Annotated in this window: 14 protein-coding genes; 4 read left to right on the forward strand and 10 right to left on the reverse strand. The window is 40.5% G+C overall.

Annotated features, from left to right (window positions below):
- Positions 1–740: 740 nt before the first annotated feature.
- From AACQ38_RS16255 to AACQ38_RS16270, 4 genes are all read right to left on the reverse strand, one after another.
- Positions 741–1694: a methyltransferase gene (locus AACQ38_RS16255; protein ID WP_165578597.1), complete on the reverse strand. Its 954-nt coding sequence runs from the start codon at positions 1692–1694 to the stop codon at positions 741–743.
- A 754-nt stretch (positions 1695–2448) separates the two neighbouring features.
- Positions 2449–3402 carry a methyltransferase gene (locus tag AACQ38_RS16260; protein ID WP_109791922.1) on the reverse strand — a complete coding sequence of 318 codons (954 nt, stop codon included), beginning with the start codon at positions 3400–3402 and terminating at the stop codon, positions 2449–2451.
- 523 nt (positions 3403–3925) lie between these two features.
- Positions 3926–4057: a hypothetical protein gene (locus AACQ38_RS16265; protein ID WP_255562984.1), complete on the reverse strand. Its 132-nt coding sequence runs from the start codon at positions 4055–4057 to the stop codon at positions 3926–3928.
- Positions 4058–4114: 57 nt separating this feature from the next.
- A complete protein-coding gene (locus AACQ38_RS16270) occupies positions 4115–5068 on the reverse strand; it encodes a methyltransferase (protein WP_165578598.1) in 954 nt (317 codons plus the stop codon).
- A gap of 513 nt (positions 5069–5581) precedes the next feature.
- Between AACQ38_RS16270 and fdhE the strand changes: the two genes are divergently transcribed.
- The 4 genes from fdhE (at position 5582) to AACQ38_RS16290 (ending at position 11688) form a co-directional block, all read left to right on the forward strand.
- Positions 5582–6511, forward strand: a complete 930-nt coding sequence (fdhE, locus tag AACQ38_RS16275; protein ID WP_011148949.1) for a formate dehydrogenase accessory protein FdhE — start codon at positions 5582–5584, stop codon at positions 6509–6511.
- Positions 6512–6521: 10 nt separating this feature from the next.
- Positions 6522–7913, forward strand: a complete 1392-nt coding sequence (gene selA, locus AACQ38_RS16280) for an L-seryl-tRNA(Sec) selenium transferase (protein WP_165578614.1) — start codon at positions 6522–6524, stop codon at positions 7911–7913.
- A gap of 33 nt (positions 7914–7946) precedes the next feature.
- Positions 7947–9806: a selenocysteine-specific translation elongation factor gene (gene selB, locus AACQ38_RS16285; protein ID WP_165578599.1), complete on the forward strand. Its 1860-nt coding sequence runs from the start codon at positions 7947–7949 to the stop codon at positions 9804–9806.
- Positions 9807–10038: 232 nt separating this feature from the next.
- On the forward strand, positions 10039–11688 hold the full coding sequence (locus tag AACQ38_RS16290; protein ID WP_165578600.1) for an LTA synthase family protein: 1650 nt from the start codon (positions 10039–10041) through the stop codon (positions 11686–11688).
- On the opposite strand, the gene AACQ38_RS16295 is transcribed toward AACQ38_RS16290, so the two are convergent.
- From AACQ38_RS16295 to yidC, 6 genes are all read right to left on the reverse strand, one after another.
- Complete coding sequence (locus AACQ38_RS16295; protein ID WP_165578601.1) at positions 11665–11844, reverse strand: hypothetical protein; 180 nt, start codon at positions 11842–11844, stop codon at positions 11665–11667. The genes AACQ38_RS16290 and AACQ38_RS16295 overlap by 24 nt on opposite strands.
- 40 nt (positions 11845–11884) lie before the next feature.
- Positions 11885–12040: a hypothetical protein gene (locus AACQ38_RS16300; RefSeq protein ID WP_235592723.1), complete on the reverse strand. Its 156-nt coding sequence runs from the start codon at positions 12038–12040 to the stop codon at positions 11885–11887.
- 138 nt (positions 12041–12178) lie between these two features.
- The gene (locus tag AACQ38_RS16305; protein WP_041380456.1) at positions 12179–12460 is read right to left on the reverse strand and encodes a helix-turn-helix domain-containing protein; all 282 of its coding nucleotides are present in this window, start codon (positions 12458–12460) and stop codon (positions 12179–12181) included.
- Between the two features lie 141 nt (positions 12461–12601).
- Complete coding sequence (mnmE, locus tag AACQ38_RS16310; protein ID WP_165578602.1) at positions 12602–13966, reverse strand: tRNA uridine-5-carboxymethylaminomethyl(34) synthesis GTPase MnmE; 1365 nt, start codon at positions 13964–13966, stop codon at positions 12602–12604.
- Between the two features lie 2 nt (positions 13967–13968).
- Positions 13969–14235 carry a hypothetical protein gene (locus AACQ38_RS16315; RefSeq protein ID WP_041380459.1) on the reverse strand — a complete coding sequence of 89 codons (267 nt, stop codon included), beginning with the start codon at positions 14233–14235 and terminating at the stop codon, positions 13969–13971.
- Positions 14213–15853 carry a membrane protein insertase YidC gene (yidC, locus tag AACQ38_RS16320; RefSeq protein WP_011148959.1) on the reverse strand — a complete coding sequence of 547 codons (1641 nt, stop codon included), beginning with the start codon at positions 15851–15853 and terminating at the stop codon, positions 14213–14215. The genes AACQ38_RS16315 and yidC overlap by 23 nt, the downstream gene beginning before the upstream one ends.
- Positions 15854–15855: the final 2 nt, after the last annotated feature.

Consider the following 15855-nt stretch of genomic DNA (forward strand, 5'->3'; position numbering starts at 1 on the left):
TATCACGGCAGGTGTGATGGAGATGTTCAAGTTCGGCTTTTTGTTCATCGGTAATGAATATTTTCATAGCGAGGATAATGATCTCCATTTCGGATAAAATCAAGCATCTTCAATGATTACGGGTATATCATAAAGAAATGAAGTGTTTTATACCGGTTATCTTTCAAGTTGCCTCTTTGTTGGCTGCACTCGCTCACCTCGCTCCCTTGCCGTCGCGATGCATTTTGAAACCCATAGGGTATATTATCTTTTCCCTATGAGATAATAAATATTTTATTTCCCTTACTTTCCAACCAATTAACTCACCTAAATTATCTATTTTTATACACAAATTATTATACTATACTAAATTTAATAAAAATAAATGATGAAGATCACAATTAAATATTTTCAGAACATTTGAAAATCAAACAAGGGAATATAACTTAATTTTAATATTTTAGCGATTAAACTACTCTTATTATCAACATTTAAATCCATATTCTATTTCAATATTTTATTGATATAAAATAAAAATATGGCATCAAATATTTCAATGCCATACTTGCCATAAAGTTATCAAACATATATACCCGTCATCTTTCAAGTTGCCTCTTTGTTGGCTGCACTCACTCACCCCAGTCACATCGTTATCTATGCTCCCGGGGATTCTCTCCCTTGCCGTCGCGATACATCTTGAAATCCATAAGGTATAATATCCATATCATCATATTTGGTGAAGCTTCACTATTATCTATAATTTATTTTACACCTAGTTGGATAATTGAATATGATTCGTCGATATCTTTAACATCTTGAATAACCAGCCCTGCCTGGTTAGCCAAATATTCGAATTCCGTTAAGTCACGCTCTTTCCCTAAAGATGATACATCCATTAATATATCAAAATATTTAATTATATTAGACTGTGGTTTTTTCATTAAGGTTATCAATAAAATAGTTGCATTATTACCCATTGCCTTCCGGCAATTTTCTAAAATGAGTATTGCGTCATTATCAGGCCAATCGTGAATAACATTCTTTAGAATATATAAATCGTAACCCGACGGAATTGATTTAAAAAAATCTCCATCTATAAAATTTATATTTCCGTAATCAGGAAGTTCATTATATCTGTCCAATACAGCGTAATGCTTTTCTTTCACCTTTTCACTCATTCTTATCAGAAGATTCCCTTCTCCTCCACCAACATCTAATATTTTATCGTGTTGATTAAAATCATAAACATCAAATAGCTTTTCAATCATTTTATCTGAATCTTTTGACATTAAGGAATCAAATTTTGATTTGAGCAATTTATTACTATCCAAATATTCAAAGAAGGGTTTTCCATTCGCTATTTCAAATGCCGATTTACCATTATCTTCAAGTAAGGATTTTGGATACATTAACCAAGCGTTCCAGAGACCTGAGTTAAATTCCCACTTTGCTATTAATGACTCCATACTCTCTGGATCAGCAAGCACACGACATTCCTCAGAAAGTGCAACTCTATCATTACTGCTAACCAATACCCCGATTTCAATTAAGAAATCACATAATCGATTCAGTCGCGAATAATCAATACCATATTGGCTGGCAAGTTCGTTGATATCCATATAGGTGCCATTTTTAAAGTGAACAGACAAACCTGTATCAACAAAAGTATAAATGGCAATTGATTTTCTATATGATGTAATAAGTTCGGCTAGCATTAGTTATCCTTTATATCTTTATCTTATATACCCGTTATCTTTCAAGTTGCTTCTTTGTTGGCTGCACTCACTCACCCCGGTCACATCGTTATCTATGCTCCCGGGGATTCGTTCTCTTGCCGTCGCGATCCATCTTGAAATCCATAGGGTATAAAAAGGTGAATTTTTTATCTAAAATTCAGAAAATACCGTGATAATTTATTAGGTATTCTGATAATTAGAATGAGATTATTAACTTTACTATCCTTTCTTGGTAATATAATGCAGATATCATTTTCCTTATTCTCCAATTAGTTAACTTACTTTAGTTATGTATTTTTAGGGTTAAAATTGTTAATTATCAGACTATATTAAACATGATAAAAAGAAATGATGAAGATTACAATTAACTCTTTTAAGGGGTTTTAAAAATCAAATAAAATTATTTAACATAGTTATTTATGCTATCTAAATTATTTTTATTTCCAACGAATGAATTCTCTTTCCGCTTTAATATCCATATATTTTATAGAGATTAATTACCAATCCCAATAGGCAATCATTATTGCAGGCCATTCTTATCAATGAACAGTACCGGAGCGTACACCACGTAGTACGTGAGTAATAGTACGCGAGGAAGGACAAATAAAATAGCCCTATTGGATAGGTAGTAAGTATGTCATCAAATATTTTAATGACATACTTGTTATATGTTTTTTCAGAGAAACAATATCCATATAATTATACTTAATGAAAATACATGATTATCTTTAAGTTATTTTATTCCTAGCTGGATAATTGAAGATGATTCATCGATATCTTTAACATCTTGAATAACCAATCCTGCCTGGTTAGCCAAACGTTCGAATTCCGTCAAATAACGTTCTTTTCCTGAAAATAGTACATCCATTAATATATCCAAATATATCACCATCTTAGATTGTGGTTTTTTCATATAACTTATCAATAAAACAGCGGAACCATTATCCATTGCCTTGCGACAATTTTCTAAAATGAGTATTGCGTTATTATCGGACCAATCGTGAATAACATCCTTTAAAATATATAAATCATAACCTGATGGAATTACTTTTAGAAAATCTCCATTTATAAAATCGATATTTTCCAAAACAGGAATTTCATCATATCTATCTAATACAGCGTAATATTTTCCTTTTACCTTCTCACTCATTTTTACCAGAAGACTTCCCTCACCTCCTCCAATATCTAATATTCTGTTGTATTGACCAAAATCATAAATATCAAGTAGCTTTTCAATTATTTTATCTGAGCCCTTTGACATTGAAGAGTCAAAATTTGATTTGAGTAATTTATTACTCGCTAAATGTTCAAAGAATGATTTTCCATGCGTTATTTCAAATGCCGGTTTTCCATCATTTTCAAGTAAAGATCTCGGATACATTGACCAAGCGTTCCAGCAATCTGGACTCAGTTCCCATTTTACAATTAATGACTCCATACTTTCAGGATCGGCAAGTGCACTGCATTCCTCAGAAAGGGTGACTTTATGGCCGTGGTTAACCAATATCCCAATTTCAATTAAGAAATCACATAATCGATCCAGTCGTGAATAATCAATACCACATTGACGGGAAAGTTCGTCTATATCTACATAAGCTCCATTTCTAAAGTGAATAGATAAACCGGTATCAACAAAAGCGTAGATTGCGGCTGATTTTCTATATGATGTAATAAGTTCGGCTAGCATTGAGTTATCCTTTATACCCGTTATCCTTCAAGTTGCCTCTTTGTTGGCTGCGCTCACTCACCCCGGTCACATCGTTATCTATGCTCCCGGGGATTCGCTCCCTTGCCGTCGTGACGCATCTTGAAATCCATTGGGTATATGTCTTTGTCTAAAGTATATGAAATACCATAATGCATAATTGGGTATTTCGATCACTAATATGTAATTATTAGCTTTGTTACCTTTTCTTAGTGAGATAATAAAAATTCCATTCTCCTTATTTTCCCATTGTTCAACTTACTTTAATAACGCATTTTTAGGAACAAAATTGTTAACTATCAGACTATATTAAATTCGACAAAAATAAATGACAAAGATCACAATTAACTCTTCCCATAAATTTCCAAAATAAAATAGAATTTTTTAATATAGTTATTAATCGTTTTTATTGTCAGAGAGTAAATTTGCTTTCTAATTTAATGCTTATATATTTAATTATTAACATAAAATAAAAATGTGACATCAAATATCTTGATGCCACATTTTATATATTTCCCAACGATAGAATATGAGTATATCCGTCATCTTTCAAGTTGCCTCTTTGTTGGCTGCACTCACCCCGGTCACATCGTTCTCTATGCTCCCGGGGATTCGCTCCCTTGCCGTCGCGATCCATCTTGAAATCTATTGGGTATATAATCATCTTTGGAAATAATCCTAAACCCCTAATGATTTATTTTACCTTTAATTCGATCAGTGAAAATATTTCATCTAAATCTTTATAATGTCGAATGACAAGCCCCGCTTGGTTAGCTATATCTTCGAATTCAGACAAATAACGTTGTTTCGCTGAAAATAGCATATCCATTAATATATCCACAGATTTAACTACCAAGGATTGTGGTTTTTTCATTAAGGTTATTATCAGGAGGGTTGCGTTATTATCCATCGCTTCTCGGCAGTTCTTCAAAATGGATATAGCATCATTATCAGGCCAGTTATGGAGAACATTCTTTAAAATATATAAATCATAACCTGTCGGAATTGGCTTAAAAAAATCTCCTTTTATGAAATTTATACCTTCTGAAATAGGCACTTCATTATATCTGTCCAATACAGTGTAATCTTTTCCTTTGACCTGTTCACTGATTCTGATCAAAAGCTCTCCGTCTCCACCCCCCAGATCTAATATTCTGTTATGTTTATTAAAATCATAAATAACAAGCAATTCTTTAATTATTTTATTTGTGTATTTTGACATTAAAGCATCAAAATCTGATTTTAATCCCTTATTACTATCCAAATGCTCAAAAAATGATTTTCCATGCACCATTTCAAATGCCGATTTGCCATTGTTTTCCAGTAAGGATTTTGGATACATTAACCAAGAATCCCAATGTTCTGAATTGATTTCATATTTTACTGTTAAGAATTCTACGCTATTAGGATCAGCAAGTGCACTGCATTCCTCAGAAAGTGCAACTCCGTGGTCACTGCTAACCAATACGCCTATTTCAATTAAGAAATCACATAGTCGATTAAGTCTCGAATAATCAATACCATATTGACTGGCAAGTTTGTTAATATCTACATAGTCTCCATTTTTAAAGTGAATAGATAAACCCGCATCAACAAAAGTATAGATTGCAGCGGTTTTTCTATATGACGTAATGAGATCGATTAGCATTGAATTACCCTTTCTGTATTTTTAAATGAGGTTATTATATAATACATAGATAGTAACACTATAAATAACCATATATAGTTGAAACACTTTTAGCCCCAAATGTAATTATTAGCTTTGCTATATTTTCCTTATGCAGTAATGAAAATTTGATTCATCTTTGACAATTGCTTACTCACTTTAATTATATGTTTTTAACCATGAGTTAATTAACTATCAGACTATATAAAATATGATAGAAAGAAATGTTAAAAATCACAATTAACTCTTTTTAGGGATTTTTAAGATTAAATCAAAAGATGTGCCTTAACAATATTTTTCTTTCAAAAAATTCACACAAAGAACGAAGGGTTATAAAAAATTTACAACCATTTCATGAATATATTGATTATTACCGACCACATAATTTCAAGTATTATCTCTGTAGCCCAGAAACCACTTTTGATCTATGCTGAACGCTAAAAACAAGCTTACAGATTATTATTAATCTGAAAGCCCCAAGGAAGATAGAACCTAATGAGTATCCACATCGTTCCTAAAGAACAATTGAGCAAAGATCGCATCAATGAAAAAACAGCAGATTATATCCCGCCATTGCTTTTTGCTAATCTGAGAAATCTTTATCAGCGTCGAGCAGAACGCTTGCAACAATTGGCAAAAGAGAGCTCATTCGTTGATTATCTTAACTTTTCGGCACAAGTTGCCGAAGCTCAGCAAAAGGCGTTGCATGATAATCCATTGAAAATGGAGATAGCAGATATCTTAGAAAAATCGGTCATTGAAGGTAAACCGCCTCTGGATTGTAAAACCTTCCAACGTACTGAACACTGGCAAAAATTACTTCACTCTCTGATAGCAGAATTACTGCCGGATGCGTCGGAACATGTTAATGCCGCTCTGGATAATCTAGAAAAAGCGTCAGAACAGGAGCTGGAACAGATGGCCGATGCTCTGCTGAAAAATGAATTCAGTCAAGTCAGCCCTGAAAAAGCACTTTTTATCTGGGCGGCACTTTCCCTCTATTGGGCACAAATGGCAAATCAAATCCCAGGAAAAGCGAGGGCAGAATATGGTGAACATCGTCAGTTTTGTCCGGTTTGCAACAGTATGCCAGTCTCAAGTGTCGTTCAGATTGGCACAACCAACGGGTTGCGTTATCTGCATTGTAGTTTGTGTGAAAGTGAATGGCATGTAGTACGGGTAAAATGCAGTAATTGCGAGCAAACCCGCGATCTTAATTATTGGTCATTGGATAGTGAACACGCCGCCGTGAAAGCGGAAAGTTGCGGCGATTGCGGTAGTTATTTGAAAATTCTCTATCAGGAGAAAGATCCAAAAGTTGAAGCTGTTGCTGATGATTTAGCGTCACTGATCCTTGATGCCAAAATGGAAGAGGAAGGTTTTGCCCGCAGTAGCATCAACCCGTTTTTGTTCCCAAATGAGTAGTAGTAAGGCCATGACACATAAACCTTGCCTGTTGTACAGCCAACTCCCCGCCATTGATCGTCTATTGCGTGAGCCACAAATAACACCATTAGTGGAGCAATATGGACAGACGTTGGTCACTGCAACATTAAGAAGAATGCAGGAGCAGGCCAGAATCAATATCAAGCAGTATCAGGCACTGCCTGATTGGTGTGATAACTGGGCCTCGGCACTTGGTCAGCAACTGGAGCAGAAACAAGCGTTAGCTTTAAAGCCAGTGTTTAATCTTAGTGGTACGGTGATTCACACCAATCTTGGCCGAGCATTAATGGCAGAATCAGCGATTGAAGCGGTAACACAAGTGATGCGTTCACCTGTAACGTTGGAATATTCCCTCAATAACGCCGAACGTGGGCACCGTGACCATGCTTTGGCGGATTTACTGTGTGAATTAACCGGGGCGGAAGATGCTTGTATTGTTAATAACAATGCAGCGGCGGTGTTGTTATTGTTGGCAACCGTAGCATCCGGTAAGCAAGTGGTGGTTTCTCGTGGCGAACTAGTGGAAATTGGTGGCGCATTCCGTATTCCTGATGTGATGGTTCAGGCAGGATGCCGATTAGTTGAAGTCGGCACAACGAACCGCACTCACCTGAAAGATTATCGGCAAGCGATTAATGAAGAGACCGCTCTCCTCATGAAAGTGCATGCCAGTAACTACAATATTGACGGTTTTACCGCGGAAGTGTCTGGCCGTGAATTGGCCACTCTGGGAATAGCCTCGCAAATTCCCACTGCAATTGATCTGGGCAGTGGTTCCATGATCAATATGGTGCAATATGGATTGCCAGCCGAACCTATGCCTCAAGATTATCTGAATCAGGGTATCGATCTGGTCACTTTCTCTGGTGATAAATTACTGGGGGGACCACAAGCTGGCATTATTCTTGGCAAGAAACACTGGATAGAAGCCATTCAGCGTCATCCGCTGAAACGTGCTTTGCGGGCAGATAAGATGACGCTGGCCGCTTTAGAAGCCACATTGCGGTTATATCAGCGCCCCGAACAGCTTTGCCAGCAGTTGCCAACGTTGCGTCTGTTAACCCGCTCACAACAACAAATGCATGATATGGCACAACGGCTATTACCTCAGCTTCAAGCACATTACGGTGACCAATTTATTGTTCGTAATGAACCCTGTTATTCACAGATTGGCAGTGGTTCACTGCCGGTTGATCGGCTGCCAAGTTGGGCTTTGACTTTCGCTGCCGTTGAGGGTCAGGGGAGCTCGTTAGAGCGGTTGGCCCGGTGCTGGCGTGGATTAGCGAAACCCGTTCTTGGTCGTATCTCTGGCGGACGTTTATGGCTGGATTTACGCTGTCTTGAAGATGAAAAAGCGCTATTGCAGGCATTGTTGCTGTAATTTTCTGAAATACAATAATTTTCTGAAACTATTATGATTTTTGCCACCGCGGGCCATGTTGATCATGGTAAAACCACACTTATTCAAGCGATTACTGGCGTTAATACAGCCCATTTGCCGGAAGAGAAAAAGCGCGGGATGACCATCGATTTAGGTTATGCCTATTGGCCGCAACCGGATGGCTCTTCGGTTGGTTTTATCGATGTGCCCGGACATGAGAAATTCCTCGCTAATATGTTGGCAGGGATCGGAGGTATTGATCATGTTTTATTAGTGGTTGCCTGTGACGATGGGGTAATGGCTCAAACGAGAGAACATTTAGCTATTCTGCGTTTGATTGGCCGCCCGGCCATGACAGTTGCGCTCACTAAAGCAGATCGGGTAGAAACACAACGAATAGTTGAAGTCCGCCAACAAATTGAACATGAACTGGCAACGCAAGGTTGGAGTGAATCCCCTCTGTTTGTAACGGCTGCGGCGGATAAAGAAAGTATTGTCCCTTTGAGACAGCATCTGTTGCAGTTGCATCAGCAAAATAAGCAGCATAAAAAATTACATCAACGTTTTCGTCTGGCGATAGATCGCGCTTTCAGTGTAAAAGGCGCAGGCTTGGTCGTAACGGGAACGGCACTGGCCGGCCGGGTCAAGGTGGGAGATACCCTCTGGCTAACCGGCCGGGATCAGCAAATTAGAGTACGTGGCTTGCATGCTCAGAATCAACAGGCCGATACGGCTCAGGCCGGGCAACGTATTGCACTGAATATTGCTGGTGATGTGAGTAAAGAACAGGTTTCCCGTGGTGATTGGCTACTTTCCCGCCAGCCCTTTGAACACGTAGAGAAAGTATTGGTGGAAGTAGAAACTGATGAACCCTTGCGAAACTGGCAATCACTTCATATTCATCATGCTGCCAGCCATATAACGGGGCGGATTTCATTACTAAATCCGCTTTCTGATAAGCCTCTGCTGGCTGAATTGGTGCTTGATAGCCCATTGTGGTTGGTTGAGGATGATCGACTGATATTGCGAGATATTAGTGCCAGAAAAACATTGGCTGGTACGCGGGTAATAAACCTAAATTCCCCCCGCCGTGGTAAACGCCAGCCAGCATTTTTGCATTGGCTCACTCAGCTTGCCAGAACATCAGATCATGCAGCTAATTTAGCGCTCCATTTGCCACGAGGTGCACTCTCTCTCGACCATTTTTCTTGGGCGCGTCAGTTAACGGAAGCAACTCTCCACCCGCTAATCGTTGATCAAGATATGATTATTGCCGATGGTATGGTGTTATCACAGAACAATGCCAAGTTAGCAAAGCAGAAGTTACTACACGTTTTGGCTGAATATCACCAGCAACATGTTGATCAACTGGGTTTAGGCAGGGCACGTCTGAAACGGATGGCGCTGCCAACGCTGGATGAAGCGCTAGTTTACACTTTGATAGATGCCTTGCTCAGTGATGGACAGCTAAAGCAATTACGAGGTTGGTTATATCTTCCTAAACACGGTTTGTCTTTTAGTGATGAACAGGCAAAATTGTGGCAACGAATAGCGCCCTATTTTACAGATGATCCTTGGTGGGTACGCGACCTGACTGCTGATTTAAAAGAAGAAGAAGCAACAGTTCGCAGTTTGTTGAAAAAAGCTGCTCAATTGGGGCATATTATCGCGATTGTTCCTGATCGTTATTATTGCAGCCAACGAATTCAGCAGTTCGCCAATCTGATTCGTCAATTTAATCAAGATCATGGTGCAATTACTGCTGCCGATTTTCGTGATCAACTCGGTATCGGTCGTAAACTGGCTATTCAGATATTGGAATTTTTTGATCGCAGTGGTTTCACTCGTCGTCAGGCTGAGTCACATATTCTTAGAGATAATGGGCTGTTCTGATGATTTCTTTATTTAAAATATATACCCGTTATCCTTCAAGTTGCCTCTTTGTTGGCTGCACTCGCTCACCCCGGTCACATAGTTATCTATGCTCCCGGGGATTTGCTCCCTTGCCGCCGCGATGCACCTTGAAATCCATAGGGTATAGATGATTTCAGCAAAATCACCGTCTTGAACTGATCTGTGCTATTTTGCCAACCGTGAACCACCTATTAATTGGATTCAATACGATATGAAAAAGAAAATAATATCAGGTGTTTATCTGGGATTATTGTTCATTGCAACTTTAATACTAGTTTTTGAAAAAAGTGAAGATATTTACCCGGCACTGATTGCTGTCGGCGTGTTTGGTGTGATATTTGGTCTAGTATTTTTTGTGTCAGCTCGGTTACTGTTTTCTACGGCCTTTACCGGAACACTGTTTATTATCTTTAAGTTCCTCAATCAGATAAAAGTTCATTACTACAAAGAGCAGTTGATGTTCTCCGATCTAAACTTGATGTTTGATCCTGCCAATCAGGAAACACTACGCCACTATTGGCTGGCCGGTTTAGGCGTTGTCGCGATGTTTATCTGGTTGATTTTTAACATGACGCTGAGCTGGAAAAAATCATCTTCCCTCCGTGGTTTCAAATGGCGTACCGTCGGCTTGGTTCTGGCGGCGTTCTGTACATGGGAAGTGAGCGCTACCGCCGATGCGTTCAGGGAACAGTGGGAATCTTCACTACCAAAAGGACGTGGTACAGTCACCAATATGGTGATGTCGGCCAAAGATGCCAAATATCATGCGCCTCAGTTTGGGCAATCATCCGATTATTTTCTGCAACAGGCTAAGAATGTTGTGCTGCCTGTCCCGCAGTCAGCGATTAAACCTGACGTGGTGATGTTATTACAGGAATCCACCGTGACTCCGCATATCTATCAACTGCCTGATGATACCCGCTTACCTCATCTTTATATGTTCCAGCGGGATTCGGGTGTCAGCGCCCAAAGTCCAATGCGGGTGCAAACTTTCGGTGGTGGTACTTGGTTATCTGAATTTTCTGCTCTGACGGGCTTAAATACAGATGATTTTGGCTCACGTAAGAATGCGGTTTTTTATTTTATTGTTGATCACCTGAAATATAGCTTGTTCCGTGAAATGAAACAGAATGGTTATTATACGGTTGTTTTGACACCATTTAATAAATCTTCTTATCATTCCGGTCATGCCTATCAGACTCTCGGCGTTGATCGCATTATTCAGCCACAAGAATTGGGATATCCCGCCAGTCTTGATAAAAATCTGTGGACTATTTCTACCCAAGAGATGTTGAGTTATGTGAAAGAAATTTTGGCACAGGAAACGGATAAGCCGCTCTTTATTTTCTCACTAACTATGTATGAACATGGCCCATATGATGAAGATCATGCTGATGATTACAAGCTTACCGGACATGTGAAAAATTCACAGGCAGTAGGTAAGTTCAGTCACTATATGGAGAAAATCAAAGCTTCTGATCCGGCAATTAAAGATTTCAGTGAGTTTGTTGCTAAACGGGAAAAGCCAACCATGTTCCTCTACTTCGGTGATCATCAACCCAATATCAGCCTAAATCAGTACAATGGCGTATTTTCAAATCCGGGTCATATTACCCAGTTTACTATGCGGGATAACTTGCAACAGGGAGAATCTATTCAGACTGATGAACTGACGGATATTTCATTCCTTGGCGGCATGATTATGGAGAGAGCTAAACTGGATGCTTCATCTTTTTACCGAGCAAATATGACAATGCGTCATCTCTGCCGAGGAGCGTTGGATGATTGTCAGGATAAGGCGCTGGTGGAAAGCTACAAGCACTATATTTATCAGCAACTAGACGTTGCAGGTAAAAAGTAAGTTATACCCGTTATCTTTCAAGCTGCCTCTTTGTTGGCTGCACTCACTCACCCCGGTCACATAGTTACCTATGCTCCCGGGGATTCGCTCCCTTGCCGTCGCGATGCAACTCGAAATCCATAGGGTATATATACCCATAATGTGAGTAGGTGCCATATTTATATGGCGCTTGCTGTAGATAATGTTGATGAGAATGTTAATCCCACCCAATTTTCAGGCGCTTTGCTCTGGCTTGTAACCCTCCCAATATCGAATTACTGATATGAACAGGGAAATCTATCGGCAACTGGTCTCTGACATTCATGACAACGGTATCAACCGTCTCAGCATATTCAGTAAGAATTCTTGCCATCGAATCCTTATCAAATCCAGCGACCTTGGCTGTTTGAAAAAAGTGCCTTGGGAATATCTGCTCTATGTTGTACTTCCTACCTCTCGTCCCAGTTAGCCCCATTGCCAATTTGGCATCTCGGGGATGAAGCCCTCTGCCTTACCACTCCTCTTTCCACGCCGGGTCCGACGTTGTGCAATCATCTTCCACTGACGAATTTATCTTAGTAACGTTTCTTGGCCGGATATCGAGTTCTAAATTCAACGCCGACATAATCTTAAAGAAGGTCTCCAGCTTGGTAGAATCTGGGTGCAGCTCAAAGCTTGATACCGTGTCCTGCCGAATACCCACTTTGCTTGCCACTTTGCCCTGAGAAAGTTTTTGAGTAAGCCTGATATCTTTTAAATATACGCTAAGTTGTTTCGAGTTAGTCACTTTCATATTTGAGGTCAACCAATTTGAACAGTTAACCTCATTGTTACACGCTATGACAGGTAAATCAATTTTTACACGCTACAGCCGGTAAATGTAATTTTACCTGTTATAACCGGTAAAAAAGTTCTACTTCTGCCTTTTACCCACTTACTTCCCAATACAAAAACTCGAAAAAATCCTTCCTAGCAGATCATCGGAGGTAAATTCACCCGTGATCTCACTCAATGCCTGCTGCGCCAGACGCAACTCTTCTGCCAGCAATTCACCTGAACGGGCAACCACCAATTGTTCATGGCCCTGTTGTAAATGTTCCGCTGCGGTATTTAATGCTTGTAAATGACGACGACGAGCCAAGAAACCACCTTCGGTATTACTGCTAAAACCCATCGTCTCTTTCAGATGATCACGCAATAAATCGATTCCTTCACCACTACGGGCAGAAAGTCGAATTAGCGAGTAACCACTTACTTCTGCAATACTTGTCTCTTCATCAGTCATATCTGTCTTATTACGAACGACTGTGATAGGAAGCGATTTAGGCAGGCGAGCCATAAATTCAGGCCAGATTTCCACAGGTTCAACCGCGTTCGTCGTCGTGCTATCCACCATAAACAGTACACGATCAGCCTGCTCAATTTCCTGCCAAGCACGCTCAATACCAATACGCTCAACTTCGTCACTGGCTTCACGCAAACCGGCGGTATCAATAATATGCAACGGCATACCGTCAATATGGATATGTTCACGCAGCACATCACGGGTTGTACCAGCAATATCCGTCACAATCGCCGCTTCACGGCCTGCTAATGCATTAAGTAGACTGGACTTTCCTGCATTAGGGCGACCAGCAATAACAACTTTCATCCCTTCACGTAAAAGGCTGCCCTGACGTGCCTGAGAACGCACTCGCTCAAGCTCAACTATCACTTCATCCAGCTCAGCTTCGATTTTCCCATCAGAAAGGAAGTCAATCTCTTCATCTGGAAAATCAATAGCCGCTTCTACATAGATTCGTAAGTGAGTAAGTGCTTCCACCATCTGGTGAACTTGAGTCGAAAAAGCGCCCTGTAAGGAGTTCATCGCTGAACGGGCAGCCTGCTCCGAACTGGCATCGATCAGGTCAGCAATGGCTTCCGCCTGAGCTAAATCCAGTTTGTCATTAAGAAAAGCGCGTTCAGAAAACTCACCTGGGTTAGCAATTCGCACACCAGACAGCGTTAGAATACGTTTAAGTAGCAAATCGAGAATAACTGGACCACCATGCCCTTGAAGCTCCAGTACATCTTCTCCAGTAAAGGAATTCGGCCCCGGAAAGTAAATAGCAATCCCCTGATCAAGTATCTGACCATCCACATCACGAAATGGCAGATAATCTGCATAACGGGGTTTGGGTAATTTACCTAATACCACCTCAGCGACCTGTGCGGCTTTCGGGCCGGAAACACGCAAAATACCAACCCCTCCTCGTCCTGGTGGGGTAGCCTGAGCAACAATCGTATCCGTGGTATTCATAGTTATCTCTCTATTGACTTTTTCGCCCAAATTATTCTTTTACTCAAATAGTTAAGGCGGTCAATGACCGCCTTTTCTGTTACAACGGCCAGCATATATTCATTCTGGCTGAAGCTATACCCGTCATCTTTCAAGTTGCCTCTTTGTTGGCTGCACTCACTCACCCCGGTCACATAGTTTTCTATGCTCCCGGGGATTCGCTCCCTTGCCGCCGCGATCCATCTTGAAATCCATAGGGTGTATGTTTTATTTCGCTGGCTTTTTCTCACGACTATGCAAGCCGCGTTTTTCCAGCCCACGATAAATTAATTGCTGCTGGATAATTGTCACCAGGTTACTGACGATATAGTACAGAACCAGACCTGATGGGAACCACAGGAAGAATATGGTAAATATGACGGGCATATAGGTCATAATCTTCTGTTGCATCGGATCAGTAATTGTTGTCGGAGACATTTTCTGGATGATGAACATTGTCACACCCATCAGCAACGGCAGGATGTAATAAGGATCTTGTGCAGACAAGTCATGAATCCAGCCAGCAAATGGCGCATGACGCAATTCAACAGAACCCATCAACATGTAATATAAAGCAAGGAAGATTGGCATCTGGATCAACAAAGGCAAACAACCACCCAGTGGGTTCACTTTCTCTGCTTTGTACAATGCCATCATTTCTTGGCTCATACGCTGTTTATCATCACCAATACGCTCGCGCATAGCCGCCAATTTAGGCTGTAACAGACGCATTTTCGCCATTGACGTGTATTGTGCTTTGGTCAGCGGGTACATGATACCACGCACAATAAAGGTGATAACAATGATGGAGAAGCCCCAGTTACCAATAAAACCATGCAGGAACTTCAACAGTTTAAATAATGGCTGAGAGATAAACCACAACCAACCATAGTCTACGGACAGATCCAGATGAGGTGCTACAGCAGCCATTTCATCTTGAATTTCTGGACCAATCCACAGTGTAGAAGAGACTGTTTTTTCACTGTTAGCCGCAACAGAGATTGGGGCACTCTTATAGCCAATCGCAGCCATCTCTTTACCTAATGCAACAGTGTAAAAAGTGCTGGTTTCATTAGCTACAGGAACCCAAGCGGTAGCAAAATATTGTTGCAACATAGCAATCCAGCCACCTTTGGTGGTCACGGATAAAGATTCACCTTCAATATCGCTAAAGCTATATTTTTTGTATTTGGTATCATCTGAAGAATAGGCTGCACCACGGTAAGTATGCAGGGCAAAGTTACTGCTGCCTGTATCACGATGCTTGGGTAGTTCAACACTCTGTTTCAACTGACCAAAGAAGGTCATCTGTAACGGTTTTTCTGTTGTGTTGTGAATACGGTAATCCACACTAATCGCGTATTCACCACGTTTCAGGACAAATGTTTTAACGTAAACAATGCCATTTTTAGTGACGAAATTCATTGGGATACGCAATTCATCCTGTCCATCAGCCAATACATAGCTATCCTGTGCTGCGGTATACAGCGGGCGCTCACTATTCATCGGGTTATCTGGACCATCTTTCCCCGTCAATCCGCTTTGCGCTTGATAAGTGAAAGCAGGTGTTGTTTCCAACAACTTGAAGGGCTGGTTTGAACCCAAGGTATCAGGATAGGCTAACAGGTCAGCCTCTTCGATATCACCGCCACGAGTATTGATGGTCAAAGAGAGCACATCAGTTTTAACCGTGATAAGTTTACCTTTTCCACTGCCTGGTACAGCTTGATTCTCACTGCTCGGCATATCCGTTTGTTGCGTGGCCTGTACTGTCGTTGGCTGCGGATTTTTATCTGCTTCCCATGCTTGCCAGACCAAGAAAGAAACGAACAGCAAAGCGATGAGAAGAAGATTACGTTGCGAATCCATCG

It is taken from the genome of Photorhabdus sp. RW14-46, assembly GCF_963887965.1.
Classification (GTDB): Bacteria; Pseudomonadota; Gammaproteobacteria; order Enterobacterales; family Enterobacteriaceae; genus Photorhabdus; species Photorhabdus laumondii.

Bases quoted from the DNA above. Each gene is read 5' to 3' on its own strand.
- AACQ38_RS16255 (WP_165578597.1), bottom strand. From the start codon at position 1,694: ATGCTAGCCGAACTTATTACATCATATAGAAAATCAATTGCCATTTAT.
- AACQ38_RS16260 (WP_109791922.1), bottom strand. From the start codon at position 3,402: ATGCTAGCCGAACTTATTACATCATATAGAAAATCAGCCGCAATCTAC.
- AACQ38_RS16265 (WP_255562984.1), bottom strand. From the start codon at position 4,057: ATGGATCGCGACGGCAAGGGAGCGAATCCCCGGGAGCATAGAGAACGA.
- AACQ38_RS16270 (WP_165578598.1), bottom strand. From the start codon at position 5,068: ATGCTAATCGATCTCATTACGTCATATAGAAAAACCGCTGCAATCTAT.
- fdhE (WP_011148949.1), top strand. From the start codon at position 5,582: ATGAGTATCCACATCGTTCCTAAAGAACAATTGAGCAAAGATCGCATC.
- selA (WP_165578614.1), top strand. From the start codon at position 6,522: ATGACACATAAACCTTGCCTGTTGTACAGCCAACTCCCCGCCATTGAT.
- selB (WP_165578599.1), top strand. From the start codon at position 7,947: ATGATTTTTGCCACCGCGGGCCATGTTGATCATGGTAAAACCACACTT.
- AACQ38_RS16290 (WP_165578600.1), top strand. From the start codon at position 10,039: ATGAAAAAGAAAATAATATCAGGTGTTTATCTGGGATTATTGTTCATT.
- AACQ38_RS16295 (WP_165578601.1), bottom strand. From the start codon at position 11,844: ATGGCACCTACTCACATTATGGGTATATATACCCTATGGATTTCGAGT.
- AACQ38_RS16300 (WP_235592723.1), bottom strand. From the start codon at position 12,040: ATGGCAAGAATTCTTACTGAATATGCTGAGACGGTTGATACCGTTGTC.
- AACQ38_RS16305 (WP_041380456.1), bottom strand. From the start codon at position 12,460: ATGAAAGTGACTAACTCGAAACAACTTAGCGTATATTTAAAAGATATC.
- mnmE (WP_165578602.1), bottom strand. From the start codon at position 13,966: ATGAATACCACGGATACGATTGTTGCTCAGGCTACCCCACCAGGACGA.
- yidC (WP_011148959.1), bottom strand. From the start codon at position 15,853: ATGGATTCGCAACGTAATCTTCTTCTCATCGCTTTGCTGTTCGTTTCT.